Origin of the sequence: Bradyrhizobium sp. NAS96.2 (assembly GCF_001908235.1) — a bacterium.
Taxonomy (GTDB): domain Bacteria; phylum Pseudomonadota; class Alphaproteobacteria; order Rhizobiales; family Xanthobacteraceae; genus Bradyrhizobium.
This window is the reverse complement of sequence record NZ_LGHK01000054.1, coordinates 15,741-40,586: the sequence shown is the minus strand read 5'-3', so window position 1 is coordinate 40,586 and position 24,846 is coordinate 15,741. Positions and strand designations below refer to the sequence as shown.

Below are 24,846 nucleotides of genomic sequence, written 5' to 3'. Positions count from 1 at the left end.
CGGCGATCGGGGCCGGCGTTGCCGTCCAGGGCGAGACGCCGGCGCTGTCCTTGCGCCGCGACGGCAATCGCTGGCGGATCGAGACGCCGCGTGCGGTCGTGCACGCCGACAAGGTGCTGCTCGCGACCAATGGCTTTACCGATGATCTCTGGCCCGCGCTCCGCCGTACCATCGTGCCGGTGTTCTCGTCGATCGCAGCCACCGCGCCGCTGTCCGACGACGTTGCGCGTTCGATCATGCCAGGCCGCCCGGTGCTCTACGAGAGCGGCCATATCACGGTCTATTACCGCATCGACCAGCACAATCGGCTCTTGATGGGTGGTCGCGGTCCGATGCGTTGGATCAGCAAGCCGACCGACGTCGCCTATCTGATCCGCTACGCCGAGCGGCTGTGGCCGCAGCTCAAGGGCACGAGCTGGACCCATGGCTGGAACAGCCGCCTCGCCATCACCGCCGACCATTATCCGCATGTCCATGAGCCCGCGGAGGATTTGCTGATCTCGCTCGGCTGCAACGGCCGCGGCGTCGCGCTCTCGACCGCGATGGGCGCGCAACTCGCCCGCCGCCTGATCGGCGGTGCCAAGGCGGAGATCGACATGCCCGTGACGGGTATCAAGCCGATCCCGATGCACGGCTTCTGGCGGGTCGGCGTCACCACGGCGGTGCTCACCGGGCGGGTGCGGGACAAGCTCGGGGTGTAGGCGATCGAAACCGGGGAGTGGTCGATCGGCGCGAATGACCCCGCAGCTGGCTTCCCAGACCTTACGTCGCCTTCGGGAACAACGGCCGGAAGAACGACCGATCATAGCGCGTGAAGCAGCCCGTCTCCTTGGCGAAAGCTATCGCTTTCTGCACGTCCGGATCGGCGGCGGAATCCTTCCGATATTGCTCGTAGGCGGCGAGGCTCGGAAAGCTGAACATCGCCAACGCGACGTCGCTCGCGCCTTCGGATGGCAGGAAGTAGCCGTGATGGATACCGCCGAACCGCGGCACCAGCTCAAGCCACATGGCAGCATAAGCTTCGAAGTCGGCGAGCTTGCCCAGCCTGATCTCATAACGCAGGTAGCAGGTAATCATTCGGCGGTGCTCCAACCCATCGTTGACCGAGGCTTTTCACTATAGCGCAGCGATGGATTCGTACCACGCCACAAATGCAGAGCTCGGACAAATCATGTCGCGAGAATGCGGAAGTTTGACTCACCGTCTGCGCAACACACTCGCTGTCGTCCCTGCGAAAGCAGGGACCCATAACCACAGGCGCTGATTGTCGCGCGCCGCTGGAGCGACGAGTCCCGTTCACAACATCGGCCGCGGAGTATGGGTCCCGGCCTGCGCCGGGACGACGGTGGTGGGTGACGCGCGACATCGGTTCGAAGCACGAAAGTCTCCGCGCCGCGACCCCGCGTCACTCCGCCGCCGGCCACCACGGATACTGGCTCGGCATGTCCTGCGAAACCTTGCCCGGAAAGGCCGGCTTCCGCTTCTCGATGAAGGACTGCACGCCCTCGCGCACGTCGGCGTGGCCGCCGCGCTCGACTGACATCGGCTTGTCGATCGCGAGCAGTTCGAACGGGTCGGGCGCGCCGGCGAAGCGCCAGAGCATCTGGCGGGTCAGCGCGACCGACACGGCCGAGGTCTCCGCCGTCATCTCGTGGGCGATCTGCCGTGCCCGCTCCAGCAAGGCGTCCGGCTCGACCACCTCGCTGATGAGGCCGCCTTGCAGCGCCTCGTCCGCATCGAAGGTGCGGCCGGACAGGCACCAGCGCAGCGACTGCGGCAGGCCGACGAGCTTTGGCAGGAACCAGGCACTGCCGGCCTCCGGCACCAGCCCGCGGCGCGCGAAGATGAAGCCGATCTTGGCGCCGCGAGACGCGATGCGGATATCCATCGGCAGCGTCATGGTGATGCCGACGCCGACCGCAGCGCCGTTGATCGCGGCGATCGATGGCTTTCGGCAGTTGAAGATCGCCTCGACGAAGCGGCCGCTGCGCTGGCCGGCGCTTGCGAACACGCCGGCGCCGTGGCTGCCGGAGGTGTCGAAGCTGTTGGCACCGCCGGAGACGTCGGCGCCGGCGCAGAACGCACGGCCCGCGCCGGTGACGATGATCGCGCGGACGCTGTCGTCCTCGTCGGCGCGCTGGAAAGCGTCGGCGATCTCCGCGCCCATCGTGCCGGTGTAGGCGTTGAGCTTGTCGGGCCGGTTGAGCGTGACGATCATCAGGGAGCCGTCGATGTCGCATGTGATCTGCTCGTAGTTCATGACGGCCTCCCCGGAATTGTTGTTGTTGTGCGCGCCGTGACCTTCTCACCCCTCAGCGATTGCATCGCTCCACGGATGAAACGGCTCGGTGGCGCCGCTGTTTGTCGTGCCGTCGCGCAGCACGATGCTGGGGCAGGCGAACTTCTTCGGCTGGGTCTGGATGCGGGCCTCCTCATAGTCGAAGCGGCCGCGCAGCGCCTCGCGCACAGCTTGCGGCAGGCGGACATCGCCGATCACGACGGTGCCTTCGCTGGCGTCGATCCGCGGCTGATGGATCGCCGTGTCGAGATCCATGCCGAAATCCATCACGAAGGAGAGCAGCTGCGACACCGCGGGCAGGATGCGGCGGCCGCCGGAGGCGCCGACGGCAAGCGTGCGGCCGTCGGCGGCCTGCGCCACGACGGGCGTGTAGTTGGTCAGGCAGCGCTTGCCGGGCGCGAGCGAATTCGGGGCGCCTTGCGTCGGATCGAACCACATGATGCCGTTGTTCATGGTGAGCCCGGTGTTCGGCGTCACGAATTTGGAGCCGAAGGTCGACAGCAAGGTCTGCGTCACCGCGGCCATGTTGCCGTCGCGGTCGACCGCAGAGAAATGCGTGGTGCAGCTTGGTGCGATCGCTTCCGCGCCGAGCGCGCGGCGGCCGTCGACGTCGCCCATGTCCTTCAGGCGTTCGCGGTAGGCGGCTTGCAGCGCCTCAGCATAGGCCGCGTAGGTCGCAGCGTCCGGACCGCCCTGAGCGGGCGTGAGCGCCTTCTGCAGGAGACCGAGCGTGCGCGCCATGGTGGGCCCCGCGGTCAGTTCCGGCGTCGCATGGACCGTGCCGCCGCGATAGGGAATCTTGAGCGGCTCGCGCAGATGGGCGCCGAAGGCGGCGAGATCGCGCACCGACAGCGCGCCGCCGGCGGCCTGGATATCGTCGGCGATGCTGCGCGCCAGATCGCCCTCGTAGAAATCGCGTGGCCCCGCCGCGGCAAGCTGCGCCATCGTTGCCTTCAGCGCATCCTGCGGCATGCGGACCACAGACTTGATGCCCCACTGCGCATTCGGCGGCAGGCCATCCAGCAGGTACGCCGCGGCGCTGGCCGGATAGCGCCGCAGATCGGCAGCGGAGCTTGCGATCATCCCAGTGGTCCACCAATCCACCAGCAGGCCTTCGCCGGCGAGCCTGACGCTCGGCGCCAGCAGATCCTTCCACGGCATCTTGGCGTGGCGGCGATGTGCCCCTTCCATGCCGGCGACGACGCCGGGCACCGCGATCGAGCCGGGGCCGTGCAGGTTGCGGTCGTCCTTGACGCGGGCCCAGGGGAACAGGTCGGAGGCCGCGCCGCCGGTCAGCGGATAATCCTCCAGGCGCAGGCCGTCGGGCGCGCGCATGCCATAGTCGATCACCTCGACGCGGTTCTCCTTGGCGCGATACAGCACCATCGCGCCGCCGCCGCCGGCGCCGCTCATCCACGGCTCCAGCACGCCGAGGGCAAAGGTGGTTGCGATCACGGCGTCGACGCAATCGCCGCCCGCTGCCAAGACCTCCGCGCCGACCTCGGCCGCCTTGCGCGACTGCGCCGCGACGATGCCACCCTTGGCGCTGACGGCCGGCTTGCGGATCACTTGCGAGTTGGAGAACTGGTCGGACATGGCGTTGCTTTCGCTGTTCTTGTTGCGGGCGGGTCACGTTGGCGTAGCATGTCAGGCATGGCACTGTCAGTGCAACAACAAGAACCAATTTCAGGGAGCGGAAAATGAGCGGTGTGAAGCGCGAACGGGACGGCAAGGTCGGCATCCTGACGCTGAACGATCCGGCCAGCCTGAACGCGATGACGCCGGAACTGCTCGGCGATCTCGCGCGCGCGGTCGGCGAGATGGGTGTCGACCCCGGTATTCGCGCCCTGATCCTGACCGGGGAGGGGCGCGGCTTCTGCTCCGGGCAGAATCTCAAGGCGTTCAACTCGCTCGGCGACAACATCTATGTCGGCGTGATGAAGCACTATTGGCCGGCGCTGCAGGCCTTGCGCGAGTGCCAGATGCCGGTGGTGGTCGCGGTCAACGGCGTCGCGGCCGGCGGAGGTTTCAGCCTTGCGATGTCCGGCGACATCATCCTGGCCGCGCGCTCGGCGAGCTTCATCCAGGTGTTCAGCCGGATTGGCCTGGTGCCCGACCTCGGTTCGACCTGGCTGCTGCCGCGCCTGATCGGGCGCCAGCGCGCGCTCGACCTGATGCTGCTGAACGAGCCGCTGTCGGCCGAGCGGGCCAAGGAGTGGGGATTGGTGCGCGACGTCGTCGATGACGCGAAGCTGCTCGACGAGGCAAAAGCGCTCGCCGCCCGCCTCGCCGATGGCCCGACGCGCGCGCTGGTCGCGACACGGCAGCTGCTCGAGGAGAGCGAGCACGCGAGCTACGCCGAGCAGTTCCGTCGCGAGATCGAGCTGCAGCAGGTGATCCGCGAAAGCGCCGACGCAAGGGAAGGCCGCCAGGCCTTCGTCGAGAAGCGCAAGGCGCAATTCACGGGGCGCTAGGCCTTGTCGCGGACCTTCTCTAGAGCATGATGAATTTGGATCAAGCCATAGCCGCATCGGCGTTGCGTCCCCTCTCCCGCCCCCGCAAGCGGGAGAGGTGCGGCGGGCGTGCCGCTGGACCGATTCGACTTCACCTCATCATGTTTTAGCCGATCGCAATCGCGATCTTGCCGAAATGCGCGCCGCTCGCCATGTGGGCGAATGCGTCCTTGACCTCATCGAAGGCGAACACCTTGTCGATCACGGGCTTGACGCCGTGCATGCTGATGCCGTCGCACAGCGCCTGCAGGTCCTCGATCGAGCCGACGGTGACGCCCTGCAGCCGCTGCTGCTGCATCACCATCAGCGGCAGCCGGGAGTCGGAGGAGGCGGGACCGGCGAGCACGCCGATGAAGGCGATCGTGCCGCCGATCCTGGTGGCACGGATCGATTCGTTCAACGTGCCGACGCCGCCGACCTCGACGACGAGATCGACGCCGCGCCCGGTCAGCTCGCGCGCCTTCTTGCCCCAGTCGGGTGTGGTCTTGTAGTTGAGCGTGACATCGGCGCCGAGTTGTTTCAGCCGCGCGATCTTGGCATCGCTGGAGGAGGTGGCGATGACACGGGCGCCGCACATCTTGGCGAATTGCAGCGCGAACAGCGAGACGCCGCCGGTGCCCTGGGTCAGCACCGTTTGTCCCGGCTTGATGTCGCCGAGCTTGACCACCGCGCTCCACGCGGTGAGGCCGGCGCATGGCAATGCCGCGGCCTCGATGTCGCTGAGATGGTCCGGCGTGCGCACCAGCGCGTGCTCCGGGAAGACGCGGTACTCGGTCAGTACGCCGTCGACGCTGCCGCCGAGTGCTGCGCGCATCCGCGCCTCGCTCGGCTCGCCGCCGAGCCAGCTTTCGAAGAAGCTGCCGGTCACGCGATCGCCGGGGGCGAAACTTCTCACTCCGGGGCCGACCGACTCGACGACACCTGCGCCGTCGGAGACCGGCACCAGCGGAAATTTTTGCCGCGAGCCGTAGCCGCCCTTGACCGTGAGCAGGTCGCGATAATTCAGCGTCGCCGCCTTCAGCCGCACCAGGACTTCGCCGTGGCCGGCCTGCGGGACCGGCTTGTCGACCAGCGCAAGCGCGTCGACGCCGCCGGGGCCTTGCAACTCATAGCATTTCACGGGACGTCTCCTGGGTGTTCTTGTCGATGTTCTCGTCTTGGGCCGCGCTCCCGGCGCCGCCGCACATGCACCGAGCATATGTCAGGCTTGCCGCGCGTGGCCATAGCGCGCCTTGGCGCAACGGAAAAATAGCGCCAATCTGTGCCGTCGATGAAGTGACCGGGCGGAGGTGACCATGGCTGCCTTGCTTGAGACGAAACGCGATCCGATCGCCACACTTGCACGCAGCGTAGCTCGCGTGCTGCTCGTCGCGGCTCTGGCTTGTTGCGGTATCGTGATGGCGGCAGCCGACGACAGCCTCTACCGCGCGCAGACCGTCGTCACCGGACAGGGCGAGCCGAACCGCATCATCGGCTTCGGTGCATGTCTGGAGGACGTCCTGATCAAGGTCTCCGGCCAGCCGATGCTGGCAAGCGACCGCCGTCTCGCGGGCTACAAATCCAGGGCCAAGGAGTTCGTCAGCAGTTTCGACTATCACGACCAGTATGCCGGCAAGCCGCATCATGACGAGCAGGGCACCCGCGACCGGCCCTACGACCTGACGGTGGCGTTCGACGAGACCAAGATCGACGGCATTCTCGGCAAGCTCGGGCTCAAGCCGTGGCGATCGCAGCGACCGGTGCTCGGCGTCTTCGTCGAGATGCTGCACGGCCCGAAGGACTATATCGTCACCTCGGACGGCACGCAGTCCGATTTGCAGCGCGATGCACTCGCGGCTGCCGCCGGCAAGCGCGGCATGCGCTTCGTGCTGCCGGACACCGCCGCGTTGACACGTGCCAACATCTCCGCGGCGGAACTCCTGAAGACGCAGCCGGCGAAGCTGAGTTCGATCGTGGCGCCGCAAGGTGGCGAGGCCACCCTGGTCGGGCAGCTGGTCTGGGACGACAAGGACCTCGGCTGGGCCACGCAATGGCGGATGGCCTGGCACGGCCGGGACTACAAATGGCAATTCCGCGGCGTCACCTTCGATGAAGCCTTCCGCCGCGGCGTCGGCGGCGCCGCGCAGGTGCTGTCCGGCAATGGCGATCCGGGGCGATCGAAATGAGCCTGCGCTCTATCCGGCGTAACCAAGCGTCTGTGACGGGTATTCCCCGAACATCGCGCGGTAATATTGCGAGAAACGCCCGAGCTCGATGAAGCCCTGTTCGATCGCGACCTTGGAAACGGTGGTCTGCTCCGGCCGGCTTTCGCGCAGGATCGAACGGATCATGCAAAGCCGCTTGTAGCGCAGGAACGTCACCGGACCGACGCCGAACACCTCGTGGAAGGCGCGGTGCAGGCTGCGTCGCGACAGCCGAAGCTCGGTGCAGATTTCCGAGACATGGACCGGGCGGGCGCCCACGGCGCGCAGATAGTCCTCGACGTCGCGCACCAGCTTCATCGCCGACGGCAGATAGCTGGTTCCGTCTGATGGCAGCGAGGTGACGACCGTCGCGGTCACGCAGTCGATGATCGCGCGCTTCCAGAATTCGGCCGACGCCTCCGACAGCGCGTCCGGATAGCGGGCAAGATGCGCGATGATCTGCGGCAGCCGGTCGGCAGCGCTCATGCCGATGGCGGGGTCGGCGCGAAAGTGGTTCTTCGCCTGCCATGTTTCGGCGTCGGCAAGCCGCGGCTCGCCGCCGAACAGGTCCGGAAGATCGGCCATGTCGAAGCGAATCGCGGCATAGGATGAGGCCCGGTGAAACACCCCGTCATGCTCGACCGACGGAGGAATCACCAGCACGTCGGCCGGCTGCATGTCGAACGCCCAATGCGTGACGCGGTCGGTCGCATGGAGCAGCATTCCGATGATCAGCTTGTCGTCGGCGGACGTGCGCTGGGTGCGGACCCCGACATTGAACGCGCCGATGCTGAGCGAAAAATCGCCGATCCCGACATGGGACAAGGTGCCCCGCAGCTTGCCGCGCTCGAGCTGCATGACTTCGACATGCGAACCTTTGACGGCGTCGTGGAGTCCCTCGAAGCCGTCAAGCTCGCCGGTGTAAACCGACAGGTGCTTGCCCATACCCACGCGTCCCACGGCTGAATCGTCAATGGGATTTTTGCCGGTTTTGCTCGGGAAGGCAACGCGGACGACGCCGCGGAATTGACGGGACCGGGATGTCGTATTGACAGACCGCGCACCTTGGGCGCGGGGCTGGCACAAAGTGCATATCACCCGCTGCACGGCGGGCAATTGTTTGATCCTAAAGCGAAATGCGCAGCTTTTGGCAGCTCCGCGTCGATCGCTAGGCCGCCATCAAGTGCTCAAGCGCAACAGCCTGTTCGCGGGTCTGGAATGCGATGGCGGTGTGCGTGAAGCCGGTCGAAGCCTGGGTCTGTGCGATGTGATTGAGCACTTCGTTGCCCTTGACCACATGAAGGTCCATTCCGGGGCCGGCCGGGAAAATGCCGAGCACGACGTCATAGGCGTCGACGATGGCCTTCAAGGCACCGCCCTTGTCTTCCGATGCGTCGATGAAGATACGAACATCCGCGGCGATACTACGAAGTTCGTCAAAGTCGATCACTTGGAAGTCTCCCATACGCAACGCACTGATCGATCCTAGCTACAACTTGCTTACTGAAACATAAATTACGCCGGGTTCCGTAGCAGGTCGCTGCGGTGGCAAGTGGGGCTCAGACCTTGCGCGCCGGTGCCGTCAGGATGATTCCCTCGGCGATCAAGGCTCGGCAGATCGTCTTCAGCGCGGCAATCGCCTCACGCGTTGCGCGGCTGACCGGCCGGCCGCGCGGCAGCGCCAGGACGCGGTCGGCGTGCATCCATGGCAACAGCGCTGCCGACAGCACGCCGGCAGCGACCTCCTGGTGAATTCCGGAGAACGGCAGCAAGGCATAGCCGAGGCCCGAGGCCACCATGCGCTTCATCGGGGTGCTGTTGTCGACCCGCACCGCGCAGAGCATGGTCGGCGGGAACGGGTTGCGGCTGAGCGGCGCCACGGCGGATGGCAGCGTGTCGAACTCCTTGCGGGTCAGCCTGCCGCGCTTCAGCAGCGGATCGCGCGGCGGTCCGATCAGGAACACCTGCTCGACGACGAGCATCTCATAGTCGAGGTGATCGTTGGGGGACGGCGTCGTCACGATCGCCAGGTCGAGCTCACCCCGTAGCAGGCGTTCGGACAGGTTCTCGGTCAGTCCCTCATTCAACTCGAGCCGCACGCGCGGAAACTGCTTCACGAACGTCTGGGCCAGCGGCGCGTAGATGACATCGCCGAGGCTCGGCGGCGCGCCGATCCGCACCGTACCGCTGGGCTCGCGATTTTCCGTGCGCACCTCGGCCTTGATGTCGTCGATCGTCCCCAGCAGCCAGCGGCCGCGCGCGAGCAGCACCTTGCCGGATTCCGTGACCGAGACGCCGCGCGCGCCGCGTTCGAGCAACGCGCCGCCCAGTTCGTCCTCGAGCTCCTTGACGTGGCGGCTGAGCGCCGACTGGGCGACGTTCAGCGTGCTGGCTGCGGCGGCAAAGCCGCCACGTTCGGCGACGGCGACGAAATAGCGGATCTGCCGCAGGTCCATGATGCCAGCTCCATCTCAAATCGAGATGGAAACCATATCAAACATATTCTTGTGAGATAGCAAAAAGAGAGCAGTCTCCGCTCAACGATCAAACCGAGGAGACACCAGCATGGGCATCGCCACCGATGAGGCACGCCAGACGTCCGTATTTATCGCCGGCGGCGGGCCGGTCGGCCTTGCGATGTCGCTGCTGCTCGATCGCTTCGGCATCGACTGCGTGGTGGTCGAGAAGAGCCCGACGACGACAGATCATCCCAAGTCGCGCGGCTGCTGGGTTCGCACCATGGAGATCTTCCGGCAGTGGGGGATCGAGCAGGCGATCCGCGACCGCGGGCTGCAGGACAATTCCGACATGTTCGTGTTCCTCGACAGCATCGCAGGTCACGAGTTCGGCCGCACCCGTCCCGAACCGAATGTCGGTCATACGCCGGCCTGGAAGAGCCTGGTCGCCCAGGACGCGGTCGAGGAAGAGATCCTGCGGGTGGTCGAGAAGTCCAGACACGCCACGGTGCTGTTCAACACCTCCTGTGAATCGTTCGAGGAGACCAACAGCGGCGTCAACGTCACGACGCGTTGCGAAAAGACCGGCGAGGTAACCCACTGGACGGCGACTTATCTGATCGCGGCCGATGGCGCGGGGAGCCAGACGCGGCGCAGCGCCGGGATCGACATGGTCGGGCCGTCGACGCTGGCGGTGATGTCGAATGAATATTGGCGCGCCGACCTGTCGCGGCTGCCGATCGCACGCGAGGCCGCCGGCTTCATCATCGTCCCCGAAAGGCCCGATCTGCCGCGCGCCGGCATCCTGAACACCAATGGCCGGGATCGCTGGCTGACCGTGACGCAGATCGGTCTGACCAAGGACGATCGCGAGCGGCCGTGGACCGACCAGGAGTTCATCGAGATCGCGCGCGGCCATGTCGGCATTCCCGATCTCGACGTCACGCTTTTGAACCGCTCGATCTGGCGCGTCAGCATGCAGGTGGCCGAGACCTTTCGAAAGGGCCGGGTGTTTCTGGTCGGCGACTGCGCGCACCGCTTTCCGCCGACCGGCGGCTTCGGCCTGAACTCCGGCGTTCAGGACGCGCACAATCTCGCCTGGAAACTCGCCTTCGTGCTGAAGGGCCTCGCGGATGAAAAGCTGCTCGACAGCTATTCCAGCGAACGCCGCCCGATCGCGCAGTCCAACGCCAATTTCAGCTACGGCAACCGGCTGCGCTTTGGGCTGACCGACGACGCGGTGCGCTCGCGCAATCCGGACCGGATCAAGTTCTGGATCAACGACATGGACAATCACCTCCATAGCATCGGCCAGAACCTCGGGCACAATTACGAGGAGGGCGCGGTGATCCCCGACGGCACCGTCGCGAAGGCGTTGAACTCCCGCTACTACACGCCGACCGACCGCCCCGGCGCGCGCTTTCCGCATATGTGGCTCGAGCCGTCGCGCAAGAAATCGACGCTCGACTGGTTCGACAAGGAATTCACCGTCGTCACCGGTCCGCTCGGCAGCGAGTGGCTCGAGGCGGGGAAGCAGGTGTCGGAGAAGACCCGCTTGCCGCTCTCGCTGAAGCAGTTGCCGTCGGCCGACCCGACAGACGGATTCCAACTCGGGATGCGCGGCGCTGTACTGGTACGCCCCGACGGGCATGTGGCGTGGCGGATGCCATGGCTGCCGTCGGATCCCGCGAAAGAGCTCGCCGGCGCGCTCTCGACGCTGCTGCATTGACGGAGGCTCCGATGCAATCGTTCGAATCGAGCGGCGTGGTCACGGCGTTTGAGAAAACCGGACGCGGCGAGCCGATCGTGCTGCTGCATGGCGGCGAGGCCGATCATTCGATGTTCGACGGCCTTGCGCCGGCGCTGGCGACGCATTTCACCGTGATCGCCTATGATCAGCGCGATTCCGGCGCCACCAGGAATCCTGCGTCGTCCTATTCGCTCGCCGATCTGGCCGACGATGCCGCCGCCTTGATCCGAGGGCTCGGCTACGATCGTGCCCATGTCTTCGGCACCTCACTCGGCGGCCTGATCGCGCAGGTGTTGGCGGCGCGCCATCCCGGCTGCATCGATCGCCTGATCCTGAGCAGCACCTGGAAAGTCAACAGGAGCCCGCTGGACGTTACTGCGGACGTCTTCCGTACGCTCGCCTCGTACCGCGGCGACACCATCGCCAACGCGCCGAAGATCGCGGAGTACTTTTTCCCGCCGGATTATCTGCGCGCCCGGCCCGAACTGATCGAGATTTTCCGTGGCTCGACCCGCGACGACGGTCAGAAGGCGCGGCGTGGCGCTCTGCTGGCGCAGCCGGTCGCCGCCGATCTGGCGAGCTTCGATCGTCCAACCCTGCTGCTGGCGGGTGCTGACGACCGGCTGATCCCGAATGCGGAGACATTCGTGCTCGCCCGCGATCTTGTCCGCGTCGAAACCAGGACCATCGCGAACGCCGGCCATGTCGCCTCGATCCAGGCCCCCGAGCGGGTGGCGGAGGCGGTGACGGCATTTCTGAATTCAAAAAAGAAGGCGGCTTGACAACAACAGGGGGAGACCATGGCAGAGCAAACGAACGCAGTGCCGTTCGACGAAGCGCCGGTGACGACGCGCTATTGGCTATCGATCATCATCTTCGCCATCTCCGGCGTGGTGGATTTCTTCGATTTCTTCGTGGTCGGGTTTCTGGTCTCGGTGCTGGCGCCGAAATGGCACCTGACGTTCGGGCAGACCTCGATCATGCTGATGAGCGCCGGTATCGGGGCGATGCTCGGGGCGTTCGCCGCCGGGATCCTCGCCGATCGTTTCGGGCGCAAGCCGCTGGCGGTGGCGGGCGTTCTGCTGTGCGGCCTGACCTCGGGCGCGATCGCGTTCATTCCGGAAGACGGCTGGGTTGCGTTCGCGGTCCTGCGCTTCTTCGTGGGCTTCGGCCTTGCCGCGGGCGCGGCGGCGGCGGTTCCGGCGATCGTCGAATTCGCCCCGACCCGTCATCGCACGCTGGTCACGAGCCTCGTGGTCGTCCCGGTCGCCTTCGGCGTGCTGTCGGCGTCGGTGACGGCGAGTTTCCTGCTGCCGCTGGTCGGCTGGCGCGGACTGGCGGCGGTCGGTTTCCTGCCGATCATCCTCGGAATTCTGACCATGATCATCATGCCGGAATCGCCGCGCTGGCTGATCAGCAAGGGCCGCGTGCGCGAGGCGCAGGCGAGCATCCGGAAACTCTATCGGGTCGGCGGCGATGCGTTCACGCTGCCCGCGCTGCCGCCAGCCAACCCGGCGACATTCGCTGATCTCTTTGCCGAGCAGCGGCGGTTCTGGCTGACGGTCCTGATCTGGTTCGGTGCCAGCACCGCGAATTACGGCGTGTTCCTGTGGGGACCGACGATCGTCGCGCTGCTGCTCGGCGTCGCGCCGCAGGAGGCGGCGAAGATGTTCATCTATGTCAGCCTCGCCGGCGTCCTCGGCCGAACCGGCTTCGCCTTTCTCGCCCATCGGATCGGCCGCAAGCCGTGTGGCCAGTTGATGGGCTATGGCACCGCGGTTTCGCTGGCGCTGGCCGCGTATTTTCACAATGACTTCGCCGGCTCGGTGCCGCTGTTCCTGGTCTTCCTGATCGTCGGCGCCGTGTTCTTCGATGGTGGATTTTCCAACATCGGGCCGTATCCCGCAGAGATCTTTCCGGTTCAGCTGTCGGGACGCGCGGTCGGCCTTGCCCAGCTCTCGAACGGGGTCGGCAAGATCGTAGGGCCGCTGTGTCTTGCATTGATCGCCGGGGCCGACAATCTCGTGCATCCAAGCGCGACCGCCGCGGCGGTGATGCCGGCGTTCTGCTTTCTTGCCGGCGCGGGTCTCCTGATCGGGCTCGCCTTCACGTTCCTCGGCGTCGAGCCGCACGGCCGCCCGGTGGCCTTGTTCGGCGAGAGCGCAGGCGCCGCACCGAAATCGCTGGCCGCGAAAACCGCAAGCTGAGAAGACGAAGGGTCATACCATGGACAGTGCGTTCGATACGATCGCAACGGCGGCGCCGTTCGATACGGCAAAGCTCGACCGGCTGATGGATGAGGCGGGCCTCGATATCCTGATCGCAACCTCGCGCCACAATGTGCAGCATCTGCTCGGTGGCTATCGCTTCTTCTTCTTCGACGTCATGGAGGCGATTGGCACCAGCCGCTATCTGCCGGTGTTCGTCTATCAGAAGGGACACCCTGAGAACTCCATCTACATCGGCAACCGCATGGAAAAGTTCGAGCACGATCTCGGACGGATCTGGACGCCGCTGGTCAAGACAGGCAGCTGGGGAACGATCGATGCGATGGCTCTCGCGATCGATCATGTGCGGAAGCTCGGGGCTACGGCAAAGCGCGTCGGTATCGAGGCGAGCTTCCTGCCGGCCGATGCCAGGGATCATCTGCGTGCCGGGCTCGACCATGTCGAACTGCGCGAAGCTCATTTCACCCTCGAACGGCTTCGCGCCGTGAAGTCTCCTGCTGAACTCGATCTCATCAGGGAAGCCTCTGAACGCGTCGTCGATGCGATGCTGGCGACGTTCGGAAGCTGCGCTCCGGGCATGACCAAACACGACGTCGTCGCGCATCTGCGCCGCGAGGAGCAGGAGCGCGATCTCGTCTTCGAATATTGCCTGATCGCCGCCGGCAAGAGCCATAACCGCGCGCCGTCGAACCAGCGCCTTGCGGAGGGCGACGTGATCTCGATCGATTCCGGAGGAAACTACCGGGGCTATATCGGCGACCTCAGCCGCATGGGCATCCTGGGCGAGCCCGACAGCGAGCTTCGCGAGTTGCTGCAGCGGGTCGAGGACATCCAGCAGGAAGCTAGGCGCGTGATCCGGCCGGGCGTCATGGGTGGCGACATCATCGCGGCGGGCGAGGCTGCGGTCAAATCATCGCCGCATCGCGCCGTGCTCGACTTCACCGCCCACGGCATCGGACTTGTCAGTCACGAAGCGCCGCGCCTCACCGCAACCGGCCCGGTACCTTATTCGCCGTATGACGCCGACCGGCCGCTCGAGCGCGGAATGGTGATCTCGATCGAAACCGCGCTGCTGCATCCGGCGCGCGGCTACATCAAGCTCGAGGACACGCTGATCGTTACCGAAGCGGGCTGGGAAGCGCCCGGTGACCATGGCCGGGGGTGGAATACATCGCGTCCCATGGCGTGAACCGGTCAACGCCAGGGCGGCATGTTTGGATGGGTCACCGATTGAGCTGCGGTGCTGGAGACGCTCGTCGGCCAATTTCGGAATACTAGAAATATATCCCTGAATTGCCCGACGTGTCAAGTTGCCGGCCGCCGCGTCCTTTGCATGGGGTTGTTTTCGATATTTTGGCAACGCCCCCTGCCGGCGGTCTTTGCTTCACTCGAGCCTCCGGTCATGCGATGCTTCGAGCCGGATGCAGCGGCGGTTCCGTGCCGTCTGCTCGCCAGGTCGGCGCCGACGATGGGCAGGTGCAACCGATAAGGATTGCGTCCCATCGACAGAAGCGACCCGATGACCGCCAACGCGCTCCGCGACTATGCCCAAAGCATCCTGACCGCCCGGGTCTACGACGTGGCGGTCGAGACGCCGCTCGATCCGATGCCGCGGCTCTCGGAGCGCTTGTCGCGACGTGTGTTGCTGAAGCGGGAGGATTTTCAGCCGATCTTCTCGTTCAAGCTGCGCGGCGCCTACAACAAGATCGTCAGGCTGCCGGACGCGCAGCGCAGGCTGGGCGTGATCTGCGCGTCGGCGGGCAATCATGCCCAGGGCGTGGCGTTGTCCGCGCGCAAGCTCGGTATTCCCGCAACGATCGTGATGCCGCGGACGACGCCCGCGATCAAGGTCGAAGCGGTCAGGCGGTTGGGCGGTGACGTGGTCTTGCATGGCGACACGTTCGACGACGCGCAGACCAAGGCCCGGGAGATCGAGGTCGCGCGCGGCCTGACCTTCGTGCATCCGTTCGACGACCCCGATGTGATCGCCGGCCAGGGGACCGTCGGGATGGAAATCCTGCGGCAGCATCCCGATCCGATCGAGGCGATCTTCGTGCCGATCGGCGGGGGCGGGCTGGCGGCCGGTGTCGCCGCCTTCGTGAAGTTCCTCAATCCGTCGATCAAGGTCGTCGGCGTCGAGCCGGCGGACGCAGCGTCGATGGCGGCGGCGCTCGCCAAGGGAAGCGTCGTCGCGCTGGATCAGGTCGGACTGTTCGCCGACGGTGTCGCGGTCCGCAAGGTCGGAACTGAGACGTTCCGGCTCTGCCGCGACCTGCTGGACGAGGTCGTCACCGTGGACACCGACGCGATGTGCGCGGCGATCAAGGATGTCTTCGATGACGTGCGATCGGTTGCCGAGCCCTCCGGGGCTTTGGCGCTCGCCGGGCTGAAGGCCTATGCCGAGCGCGGCGCGCTGAGCGACGGCAGCCTGATTGCCGTGAACAGCGGGGCCAACCTCAACTTCGACCGGCTGCGCACCATCGCCGATCGCGCTGAGGTCGGCGAGCATCGCGAGGCCTTGCTTGCGGTCACCGTGCCGGAGAGGCCGGGCAGCTATCGGCACTTCATCCGCATCCTCGGCTCGCGCGCCATCACGGAGTTCAACTACCGCTTCAACGAGACGACCGCGCCGGCGCAGCTCTTCGTCGGCATCGCGCTGAGCCGCGGCGAGGCGGAGAAGCGCGAAGTGATGGAACTGCTGCGGCGTGAGGGCTATCCGATCCTGGACTTAAGCGAGAACGAGATGGCCAAGGACCATGTGCGCTACATGGTCGGTGGCCGCGCGCCGCTGCTCAGGGACGAGGTGATCTACCGCTTCGAGTTTCCGGAGCGGCCCGGCGCATTGCTGAAATTCCTCGAGAGCCTGGCACCCGACTGGAACATCTCGCTGTTCCACTACCGCAATCACGGCGCCGACTACGGACGCATCCTGGCGGGTATCGAGGTCAAGCCGCAGGAGCGCGCCCGGTTCGTGCAAGCGCTGGATGCGCTCGGCTATCCCTACTGGAACGAGAGCGAGAATCCGGCCTATCGCCTGTTTCTCTCCGCCGAGCAGGGATGACGCGGCGCACGTCTCCGAATGGCGCATCGCGAGACCAGCCAGCCCTGCTCACATCTTGCCGGCGACCAGTTTGAGCGAGCCGGCAATTGCCGTCGCGACCACAAGGATCACGGCCATCCCGATCATGCCGGCGTTGAACGAACCTGTCGCGTCCTTCAGGAAGCCGACCATGTAAGGACCGACGAAGCCGCCGAATGCGCCGACGGAATTGATGAACGCGATGCCGCCGGCGGCCGCAGCACCGGTCAGGAAGCTCTGTGGGATGGTGTAGAACACCGTTCGTGCCGAAATGGTGCCGACCAGCGCCAGCGTCAGGCAGGCGAGCGCCGGAACGAGCGAGCTAAAAACAACGGAGAGCGCGAGGCCGAGGGCGCCGAGGATCAGTGCGGCCATGAGGTTGTAGATCTTCTGGCCCTTCCGATCGACGAGACGTGCCCAGAACAGCATGCCGATCGTCGCGAACAAATAGGGGATCGCCGACAACCACCCGACCTGCATGTTGCTCAGGCCGTGGCTTTTCAGGATCAATGGCAGCCAGATGCCGATGCCATAGGAGCCGATCGTGAAGGCGAAGGTGATCGCGGTGAGCATCAGGACCCGCACATCCTGCATCGCGGCCCACAGATCCTTTTTGGGCTTGTCGTGCTTGTCGCCGGCAAGGGCGGCGAGAAGCGCGTGCCGCTCCTCAGGCGTGAGCCAGCGGGCCTGCTCGGGCGTGTCGGCGAGCAGCGCGAGACAGAGAATCCCGAGCAGGCAAGCCGGAAGACCTTCCAGCAGAAACATCCATTGCCAGCCTGCGAGCCCCCAGAATCCGTCCATGCCGAGCAGGGCCGCCGAGATCGGGCTGCCGAGCAGCGAGGAGAGCGGCGTCGCGGCCATGAACAGGGCAAGCACGCCGGTCCGGTGCTTCTCCGGAAACCAGATCGAGAGGTACCAGATCACGCCCGGAAAGAAGCCGGCCTCGAACACGCCGAGCAGAAAGCGGATCGCGTAAAAGCTGTAGGGTCCGACTGCGAACGCCGTCGCCGCGGCCGCCAGGCCCCAGGTGATCATGATGCGGGCCAGCCAGCGCCGGGCGCCGAACCGGTACATCATCATGTTGCTGGGGACTTCCAGCAGGCAGTAGCTGAAGAACAGGATGCCGGCGCCCCAGCCGAATTGCGTGGCGCTCAGGCCGATAGCCTTGTTCATTTGCAGCGCAGCAAAGCCGACGCTGGTGCGGTCGAGGTAGTTGAAGAGGTAGGCGAGGCCGAGCAGCGGGACCAGGCGCCAGGTGTTCTTGGAAAGGGCGCTCGCGAGCAACCCTGCATCCGGATTGCCCTCCGTGAACGATCCGTTGGCTACGATCTCGGTCATCCGCCGATCCTCCCTGCATGTGGCCGGTTACCCCGATAGGGCCCGGCCGTGTTAGGTTCAAAACTGCCAGACTGAGCGGACGGCGGTCCAATCGCTAATGTTCAAGAACCGATAACCGGGAGGAAGAAGTGGACCTTCGCGACCTCACCTATTTCGAGGTGATTGCCGATCTCGGTCATATGGGTCGGGCCGCCGACAAGCTCGGCCGCACGCAGCCCGCGCTGACCAAATGCATTCAGCGCCTCGAGGAAGCCGTGGGTGCCGATCTGTTCGAGCGGACCGGGCGCGGGATCACCCTCACGCGCGTCGGTGAAGTGCTGCTGGCACGCGCCCGGCGGATGCGCGAAGCCATGGAGGAATCGCTGCGCGAGGTCACCGATTTCGCCGCCGGTGCGGCCGGTCGCGTCAGTATCGGCTGCGGTGCGACGATGGGCGAGTACCTGCTGCCGCAGATTTGCCGTGCCATCATCGCCGATGCGCCGGGCCTCGCGATCGAGGTACAGATCGGAATGAGCGGCGTGGTCAGGGCGGCGCTTCGCGAGCGGACACTCGATCTAGCGATCGGCCCGATCCTTCCGTCCGACGAGCAGGAGTTCAGCCACGAGGCGTTCGGCATGGACGACGTCGTCGTCGTCGCCGCAAAGGACCATCCGCTGTGCGGCAAGCGGCTCGCCATCGAGGACCTGGTCACCGTGAAATGGGTGCTGCCGGCCCGCACCGTCGCGATGCGACAGTGGCTCGACAACGTATTCGAAGCGCACGGGCTTGCGCCGCCGACGGTCCAGATCGAGACCAATTCGATCACGACGCTGCCCAAGCTGATCGCCGACACGGCGCTGCTCAGCTTCACCTCCACGCGGAACCTGCATCCGCTTCGGTTGGGCAGCCAGCTCGACCGCCTGATGATCGACACCACCACGATGCGAAGGCCGCTGGGCTTTGTCACCCGCCGCGATGGCTATCTGTCGCCGGCCGCGCAGCGGGTCGTGAGCCTGCTCAAATCCAGGGGGCGCGACTTCCTCGAACAGGTCACGTTGCCCGGCATGACGGATGCCGCAGCCGCCATGCCGGCCATCGTGGTCAGCCGGGCAGAGCGAGCCCATAAACGCGTGCGGCAGTCCCACTGAACAGGTTCGCGCGATCGCTCTCGCTCGCGTGGCGCGTCAGGCGCTTGAACGCATTCCACACTGATCCATAGCCATAGGAGCCCTTGTCGACCGGAAAGTTGCTCTCGAACATGCATCGGTGCGCGCCGAATGCCTCGATGCAGACTTCGATATAGGGCCGCCAGGCCTCTGCGAGGACTTCCGACGCCGGCGGGGCGTCCTGCGTCTCGAAACCAAATCCGTTGATGCGCATGCCAAGGCCGCCGAGCTTGACGCAGACATTCTCGCATCTTGCGAGCTCACGGATCGCGCGCGTCCATTCGATGAAAATGTCGGCGCGGCGATCCTTGTAGGCGCCGATCCCCACGATCCCGCCGAGATGGTCGAGCACGACAGTGGTGTGCGGAAACGCACGCGCGAGCTCGGTCAGCTCAGGAATTTGCGGATGGAACAGCCATGCGTCGAACACCAGCCCCAACGGCGCCAGCCGCGCAAACCCGGCGCGAAACGCGGCATCGCCGAGCAACCCGGGTGGACCGGCGCTCAGCGGATTCATCAGGGTTCGATCCGCATCCCACACGGTGATATGCCGGATGCCGCTGAAGCGGCCGGGCGCTGCGGCGATGTGGGCCTCCAGCACCGGCGTCACCTCCTCTCCGAGACGCAGATCGGCATGACCGACGATCCCGGCGCAAAGGTGCCGTGGTCCGTAATTGCCGCTCGCGCTCATGGCCGCGATGCCATTGACGAACTCGGTTTCGCCGACGACGCGCGTCGCGGCTGATCCGTCGGCGCGGTACATCGCCTGGCACTGCATGAAGATGCTCGCCATGACGTTGTGGCCGCTTCCGGCGATATCGGCGAGATATTCGTCGAACAGATATCGCCAGCCTTGCCGGTCCCAGAGATGATGGTGGGCGTCGATGATCGGCAGCTCGGGTTCGAGCGCCGCCTCAACGCCGCGCGCAAGCCAGTCCGGCCGCACGGCAAGATAGTTGCCGCCTCCGGTCGGCGACGCGATCACTTCGCGAAATCCCGCGGAGCGGGTCCGGTGTAGCGATAGGGGATGCCCGGTGGCATCGGTCCTTTGATCCGGCCACCTTGCTGCGATTGCTCCCACGCATGTGCAAGGATGCCGACAGAACGGGAGAGGATGAACAGGCCGCGTCCCAGCGCAGGCGAAAAGCCCAGCTCCGAATAGATGACCGCAGTTGCGCCGTCGATGTTCATGGGAATCTTGCGGCCCTTGCGCTGCTGCATCTCGGCCTCGACGCCACGGCCGATCTCGGCGAAGCGGCCGGACACCACGTTGTCCCTGCGGGCCGCGTCGACGAGTTCGAGCAGCCGCGGTGAGCGCGGATCGACCGGATGAAAGCGGTGCCCGAAACCGGGCACGATCTTTCCATTCGCCGCGATGAAAGCGTCGAGGCCCTGCTGGATGGCCGTCGTCAACTCAATGCCCGCGTCCTGGCGACGCGCGATGTCGGCGTACAGCTCCATGCATTGTTCGCCGGCGCCGCCGTGAATCTCGTCCAGCACGTTGATGGCCGAGGCCATCGCACCGTTGAGGGGAAGCCCACAGGTCACGGCCATCCGTCCGATCGCGATCGACGGCGCCTGGGGACCGTGATCCACGGCGGAGACCAGCGCAGCCTCCAGCAGCGCGCCTTGCTCTGCCGATGGGAGATCACCCTTCAACATCAGCCAGATCATTTGCGGGAACGAGACCCGGCCGATCAATTGCTCGATTGGGAAGCCGCGAAACCGGATCACGCCCGGCTTCATGTCGATGATGTCAGTCGACCACCATTGGGTGGCCTTTTGCAGCAGGTCTGCGGAGCCTTGATCGGTCATGGCATCTGTCCTCGATTGCGTCTTAAGTGCTTGAGGTTTCGGCGCGCGCCTTCAGGTCCGGCATTTTGACGGTCTCCTTCACCGTCGGCCGGTTGTCGAAGGCGACGACGCCGCGCTCGCCGAGCGCTCGGATCTCGTCGCGTGTGAAGCCGAGCTGTCCGAGCCATTTCTCGGTGTCCTGGCCGAGGCTCGGCGGCGGCGATGGTTCCGGATAATCGGTCTCGAGCCGGAAGCCCGGGCGGGTGACGCGCATCGTCTGGCCGCCCGAGACCTCAGCCTTCAGGCTCTCGACGAATTTGCGGCCGACGATCTGCGCCTCGTTCAGCACCTGCGGCACGCTCAGAACGCATCCGGCCGGAACGCCGTTGGCGTTGAATAGCGTCTCCCATTCGGCCGCGGACTTGGCGGCGAGAGCGACCTCGAGCTCGCGCTTCAAGGCGACGCGGTAATCCTTGCGTGACTGCCGCTCGCGAAACAGCGGATCGGTCTTCAGCTCCGGCCTTCCGACGATGTCGCAAAGCGCTTCGAACTGCTTCTGTTCGTTGGCTGCGATGTTGAGCGGCCCGCAGCCCGTCGCGAACGTGCCGGAGGGGGCTGCCGTGAAATTCTCGTTGCCGATCGGTTGCGGATCGACATTGCCGTTGAGGTGGTTGGAAACCACCCAACCCATCGCGGCCAAGGTCGATTCGAGCAGCGAGACATCGATCTTCCGTCCGTGCCCGGTCTGCCGCTGTTCGACGAGGGCGGCCGTGATCGCAAAGGATGCGGTGAGGCCCGCGATCGTGTCGGCGATCGGAAAGCCGGTCCGCAGCGGCGCAGTTTCGGCATCGCCGGTGACGCTCATGACGCCGGACAGCCCCTGAACGATCTGATCGTAGGCCGGCCGGCCTGCCCACGGGCCGTCCTGGCCGAAGCCCGAGATCGCGCAATAGATGATGCGCGGGTTGCGCTTTGCGAGCACCTCATAGCCGAGCCCCAGCCGCTCCATGACCTTCGGCCGGAAATTCTCCAGCACCACGTCGGCGGTCTCGACGAGGCGGAGGAATATCTCCTTGCCTTCGTCGGCCTTGAGATCGATCGCGACGGACTGCTTGTCCGCGTTGACGGCGACGAACGACAGACCCATCAGGTTCTTCGCCATTGCCGGATCGGCGCCGAGCCGGCGCGCGAGATCGCCGCCCTTGGGATTTTCGACCTTGATGACCTCGGCACCGAGGCGTGCGAGCTGATAGCCGCAGAACGGACCGGCAAGCACGTTCGAAAGGTCGAGGATACGAATGCCGGCGAGGGGCAGTGTCATAGGTGTTCTCCGGATGATGCTTGATTGATCAGACCAGCCCGAGCCAGTGCCACCAGGTCGCGGCGCACAGGGCATAGAGCAGGCAGGCGGCGATGCAGATGATGACGCCGACCCGCGGGAAGTCCTCGACGCGGAGCCGGCCGGTGCCGTAGACGAGGATGTTCGGCAGCGTGTTGTAGAACATCAGCAGCGGGTAGCCGCCGATGATCATTCCGGCCGGCAGCGCCAGAGCGACCGGATTGACGCCCGCGGTCGTTGCCATCGCCAGGATGATCGGCAAAAGCGCGGTCGCCATGGCAGTCGTGCCGACGAACATGATGTGCATGAATTGCACGATGAACATCACGACCACGATGACGACGAGTGCCGATGCACCGGCGAGGCCAAGCGCATGGAAGATCGAGTTCGCCAGCCAGTTGGCGGCGCCGGTCTTGAGAAGGATATCGCCGAGCGACACGCCGCCGCCGGCAATCAGCAGTACCTGCCAGGACACACCCTTGTTGGCATCGCTCCAGTCGATCACACCGAAGCGCGGCAGGAACAGCAGGCAGGCTCCCATCAGGCACACCACCGTGGTGTCGAGTCCGGTCAGACCCTGCGTCGCCCACAGGCAGGTCACCAGCACGAACACCGCCAGGGCGCGCCATTCGGCTGATGACATCGGTCCCATCGCGGCGAGATTCTGCGAGATGCGGGCGTCGGCCTGGTCGTGGCCGGCCTTGAACTCCGGTGGAAAGACGCGCTGGATGACCCACCAGGTGAACATGGTCATCACCAGCGCCGGCGGGAATCCGTAGAGCAGCCATTCGGCATAGGTGATGGTGTGGCCGCTCATCCTGGCGACGAACTCGACCGTGACGGGATTTGGCACCGTCGCTGTCAGCACGCCGGCGCCGATCGTCGCGTTGGTCATCGTGAGGGTCAGGAGCAGATTGATGGCGAATGGCGAGCGGGCTGTCGCACCGAAGATCGTCAGGATGCTGAGGCATTCCGGCAGCAGGATTGCCGTGCGCGCGGTCGAAGACGGAACCAGGAAGGCGAGCGCAATATTGACCAGCGTCACGCCGAGCGTGATCCGCGTCGGCGCGCTGCCGAACCGCGCCAGAATGATGTAGGTGATGCGCTCGGCAAGCCGGGTCTTCACCATCGCGGTCGCGAGGATGAAGGCGCCGACGATCAGATACACGGGCGAGGCGGAAAAGCCGTCGAGCGCGGTCCGAAGCGGCGCCGTTCCGGTCAGCACCGCGAGCGGCACGACCATCAGGCTGGCGATGGCCAATGGGATCGCCTCGGTCAGATAGAGCACGAAGATGCCGCCAAACAGCGCCAGCGCCTTGTGTCCCTGCAAGGACAGCGTCTCCGGGGTCGGGCTGAGCCAGATGGCGGCGGCGACGAGAAGGGCGAGGGGAACGCCGATCGCCTTCAGCGTGGCCTCCAGCGAGCGGGGCGCGGCTTCGCTGGTCTCCGCGTGAGCGTGAGATGACACGTGTTTTCTCCCTGTCGAAGCATGCGGCGATGGATCGGTGCCATCACGGATTTGGAGGCCGTGCTTCGCGGTGGGATTAGCCCGCAGACCGAACCAGCGTCCAATTGCAAGTTTTCAGGAGACGATAACCGGCGGGAATGTGCGCGACCGGCGAGGCTACCGCTCTTGCAATCAGGCGCCTGGTTGCGGCGACGTCAGACTGACGGACGGCGTTAGCCGGTGGATCAGCGATCGGCAGTGAGCTGCCGGCGATACCGCTCGGCGTCCCAGTTCAGCAGCGCGTGCTCATTCTCCGCCGTCAGATAGTTGACGCGTGCGGTCAGGGGCAGCCGGCAGGTGACCAGCGTGAGACAGCTCAGCATGGCTTCGGCGCCGTCGCTCGCGTCCTCGCGGATGAGGCTGCCGACATCCGGAATGAGAAGCGCAACCGGCGGCGGCAGGCCGTTCGCGATGATCTGCGCGGTCATGACGCTCAGGCTCTCGTGACGCTCCAGGACCGGCAGGCCCGGGCCAAGGAAGACGACGTGATCGGGATAGAGCGAGCCGCTGGTCGCGATCGCGCGGCTGTAGCGATCGGTGGCGACGTCGTGGCTGCGCGGATCCCGCGGCAGGCGATAGGTCGTGCCGACGCTGATCGTCCGGAGTGCGTCATGATCGGCAGCCGGCGCGCGACGCTGTTCCAGCGCGAGACGTTGCTCGACCTCGGCCACCAGCGCCTCGGCCGCGTCGCAGGTGGCGGCGCCGACCACCAGGCCGTGATTGCCGAGGATCAGGACGTCGACCGCATTCTGCGCGATCGCCTCGCTGACCGCGCGGGCGAGCGGCAGCCCCGGATGGTGATAGTCGAGGTAACGCCAGGCCAACCCGTGCAGACGCCGGACAAATTCGTCGCGGGCATCGGTGCGCACCGCCCAGCCGATGGTGTTGACGGAATGGACATGCAGCACGATCCGGTGCGGCATCAGCGCATGCAGCGAGGTCTCGATCGAGGCGCGCAGCGTCGTCCCGGCATTCGGCGCGAGCGGCACGCGCTCGTCGCCCTGGGTCAGCGCCGCGCGCGCCGCCGACAATGCGACCGGCACGAAAATGTCCTTGTCCTCGGCATCGGCGAGCCAGGTGCCGGACGCCTTGACCCACAGCACGTCGCCATCCTTGACCGACGAGTTGCCGCCGGCGCCTTGCACCAGCAGGATATTCCGGCCGACGCGTGCCGACATGCGGCGCAGTTCGTTCAGCGTTTGAGGCGGTCGCATC

22 protein-coding genes are annotated in these 24,846 nt (G+C 65.7%); 9 read left to right on the top strand and 13 right to left on the bottom strand.

The window, feature by feature from the left end; all coding sequences use genetic code 11:
- A partial coding sequence (locus tag AC628_RS13665; RefSeq protein WP_143201585.1) for an NAD(P)/FAD-dependent oxidoreductase occupies positions 1–701 on the top strand: 701 nt, incomplete at its 5' end.
- 61 nt (positions 702–762) lie between these two features.
- Here AC628_RS13665 and AC628_RS13660 read toward each other — a convergent pair.
- The 3 genes from AC628_RS13660 to AC628_RS13650 all read right to left on the bottom strand — a co-directional run bounded on the left by AC628_RS13660 (position 763) and on the right by AC628_RS13650 (position 3,895).
- On the bottom strand, positions 763–1,077 hold the full coding sequence (locus AC628_RS13660) for an NIPSNAP family protein (RefSeq protein WP_074127320.1): 315 nt from the start codon (positions 1,075–1,077) through the stop codon (positions 763–765).
- Between the two features lie 328 nt (positions 1,078–1,405).
- Positions 1,406–2,260: an enoyl-CoA hydratase-related protein gene (locus AC628_RS13655; protein ID WP_074127319.1), complete on the bottom strand. Its 855-nt coding sequence runs from the start codon at positions 2,258–2,260 to the stop codon at positions 1,406–1,408.
- 45 nt (positions 2,261–2,305) lie between these two features.
- Positions 2,306–3,895, bottom strand: coding sequence for a gamma-glutamyltransferase (locus AC628_RS13650; RefSeq protein WP_074127318.1), 1,590 nt, complete (start codon positions 3,893–3,895; stop codon positions 2,306–2,308).
- Between the two features lie 104 nt (positions 3,896–3,999).
- On the opposite strand from AC628_RS13650, the gene AC628_RS13645 reads away from it, so the two are divergent.
- Positions 4,000–4,773 (top strand): enoyl-CoA hydratase-related protein, encoded by a 774-nt coding sequence (locus AC628_RS13645; RefSeq protein ID WP_074127317.1) that lies wholly within the window; start codon positions 4,000–4,002, stop codon positions 4,771–4,773.
- A gap of 145 nt (positions 4,774–4,918) precedes the next feature.
- Here AC628_RS13645 and AC628_RS13640 read toward each other — a convergent pair whose 3' ends face one another.
- Positions 4,919–5,932, bottom strand: coding sequence for a zinc-dependent alcohol dehydrogenase family protein (locus AC628_RS13640; protein ID WP_074127316.1), 1,014 nt, complete (start codon positions 5,930–5,932; stop codon positions 4,919–4,921).
- Positions 5,933–6,107: 175 nt separating this feature from the next.
- Between AC628_RS13640 and AC628_RS13635 the strand changes: the two genes are divergently transcribed.
- Entirely contained in the window at positions 6,108–6,977 is an 870-nt protein-coding gene (locus AC628_RS13635) for a DUF2066 domain-containing protein (protein WP_074127315.1), read from the top strand.
- Between the two features lie 9 nt (positions 6,978–6,986).
- Here the strand turns inward: AC628_RS13635 and AC628_RS13630 are convergent, their stop codons facing one another.
- From AC628_RS13630 to AC628_RS13620, 3 genes are all read right to left on the bottom strand, one after another.
- On the bottom strand, positions 6,987–7,940 hold the full coding sequence (locus tag AC628_RS13630; protein ID WP_074127314.1) for a helix-turn-helix domain-containing protein: 954 nt from the start codon (positions 7,938–7,940) through the stop codon (positions 6,987–6,989).
- Positions 7,941–8,163: 223 nt separating this feature from the next.
- Positions 8,164–8,445, bottom strand: a complete 282-nt coding sequence (locus tag AC628_RS13625) for a hypothetical protein (protein ID WP_074127324.1) — start codon at positions 8,443–8,445, stop codon at positions 8,164–8,166.
- Between the two features lie 109 nt (positions 8,446–8,554).
- Entirely contained in the window at positions 8,555–9,451 is an 897-nt protein-coding gene (locus AC628_RS13620) for a LysR family transcriptional regulator (RefSeq protein WP_074127313.1), read from the bottom strand.
- A 109-nt stretch (positions 9,452–9,560) separates the two neighbouring features.
- On the opposite strand from AC628_RS13620, the gene AC628_RS13615 reads away from it, so the two are divergent.
- The 5 genes from AC628_RS13615 (at position 9,561) to ilvA (ending at position 16,490) form a co-directional block, all read left to right on the top strand.
- The gene (locus tag AC628_RS13615) at positions 9,561–11,180 is read left to right on the top strand and encodes an FAD-dependent monooxygenase (RefSeq protein ID WP_074127312.1); all 1,620 of its coding nucleotides are present in this window, start codon (positions 9,561–9,563) and stop codon (positions 11,178–11,180) included.
- A gap of 11 nt (positions 11,181–11,191) precedes the next feature.
- Positions 11,192–11,983 carry an alpha/beta fold hydrolase gene (locus AC628_RS13610; RefSeq protein ID WP_074127311.1) on the top strand — a complete coding sequence of 264 codons (792 nt, stop codon included), beginning with the start codon at positions 11,192–11,194 and terminating at the stop codon, positions 11,981–11,983.
- 18 nt (positions 11,984–12,001) lie between these two features.
- Complete coding sequence (locus AC628_RS13605; RefSeq protein WP_074127310.1) at positions 12,002–13,408, top strand: MFS transporter; 1,407 nt, start codon at positions 12,002–12,004, stop codon at positions 13,406–13,408.
- Positions 13,409–13,427: 19 nt separating this feature from the next.
- Positions 13,428–14,618 (top strand): M24 family metallopeptidase, encoded by a 1,191-nt coding sequence (locus AC628_RS13600; protein WP_074127309.1) that lies wholly within the window; start codon positions 13,428–13,430, stop codon positions 14,616–14,618.
- A 330-nt stretch (positions 14,619–14,948) separates the two neighbouring features.
- Positions 14,949–16,490: a threonine ammonia-lyase, biosynthetic gene (gene ilvA, locus AC628_RS13595; RefSeq protein WP_074127308.1), complete on the top strand. Its 1,542-nt coding sequence runs from the start codon at positions 14,949–14,951 to the stop codon at positions 16,488–16,490.
- A 48-nt stretch (positions 16,491–16,538) separates the two neighbouring features.
- Here the strand turns inward: ilvA and AC628_RS13590 are convergent, their stop codons facing one another.
- Complete coding sequence (locus AC628_RS13590; protein WP_074127307.1) at positions 16,539–17,846, bottom strand: MFS transporter; 1,308 nt, start codon at positions 17,844–17,846, stop codon at positions 16,539–16,541.
- Between the two features lie 128 nt (positions 17,847–17,974).
- Here AC628_RS13590 and AC628_RS13585 point away from each other — a divergent pair, with 128 nt between their 5' ends.
- Entirely contained in the window at positions 17,975–18,973 is a 999-nt protein-coding gene (locus AC628_RS13585) for a LysR family transcriptional regulator (protein WP_083632848.1), read from the top strand.
- Here AC628_RS13585 and AC628_RS13580 read toward each other — a convergent pair.
- The 5 genes from AC628_RS13580 to AC628_RS13560 all read right to left on the bottom strand — a co-directional run bounded on the left by AC628_RS13580 (position 18,927) and on the right by AC628_RS13560 (position 24,845).
- Positions 18,927–19,976, bottom strand: coding sequence for an amidohydrolase family protein (locus tag AC628_RS13580; RefSeq protein ID WP_210190199.1), 1,050 nt, complete (start codon positions 19,974–19,976; stop codon positions 18,927–18,929). The two genes, AC628_RS13585 and AC628_RS13580, sit on opposite strands and share 47 nt — an antisense overlap.
- On the bottom strand, positions 19,973–20,806 hold the full coding sequence (locus tag AC628_RS13575; RefSeq protein ID WP_074127306.1) for a citryl-CoA lyase: 834 nt from the start codon (positions 20,804–20,806) through the stop codon (positions 19,973–19,975). Before AC628_RS13575 ends, AC628_RS13580 begins: the two co-directional genes overlap by 4 nt.
- Positions 20,807–20,828: 22 nt before the next feature.
- Positions 20,829–22,106, bottom strand: a complete 1,278-nt coding sequence (locus AC628_RS13570) for a CaiB/BaiF CoA transferase family protein (protein ID WP_074127305.1) — start codon at positions 22,104–22,106, stop codon at positions 20,829–20,831.
- A 28-nt stretch (positions 22,107–22,134) separates the two neighbouring features.
- The gene (locus tag AC628_RS13565) at positions 22,135–23,592 is read right to left on the bottom strand and encodes an SLC13 family permease (protein WP_074127304.1); all 1,458 of its coding nucleotides are present in this window, start codon (positions 23,590–23,592) and stop codon (positions 22,135–22,137) included.
- A 224-nt stretch (positions 23,593–23,816) separates the two neighbouring features.
- Positions 23,817–24,845: a class II aldolase/adducin family protein gene (locus AC628_RS13560; RefSeq protein ID WP_074127303.1), complete on the bottom strand. Its 1,029-nt coding sequence runs from the start codon at positions 24,843–24,845 to the stop codon at positions 23,817–23,819.
- Position 24,846: the final 1 nt, after the last annotated feature.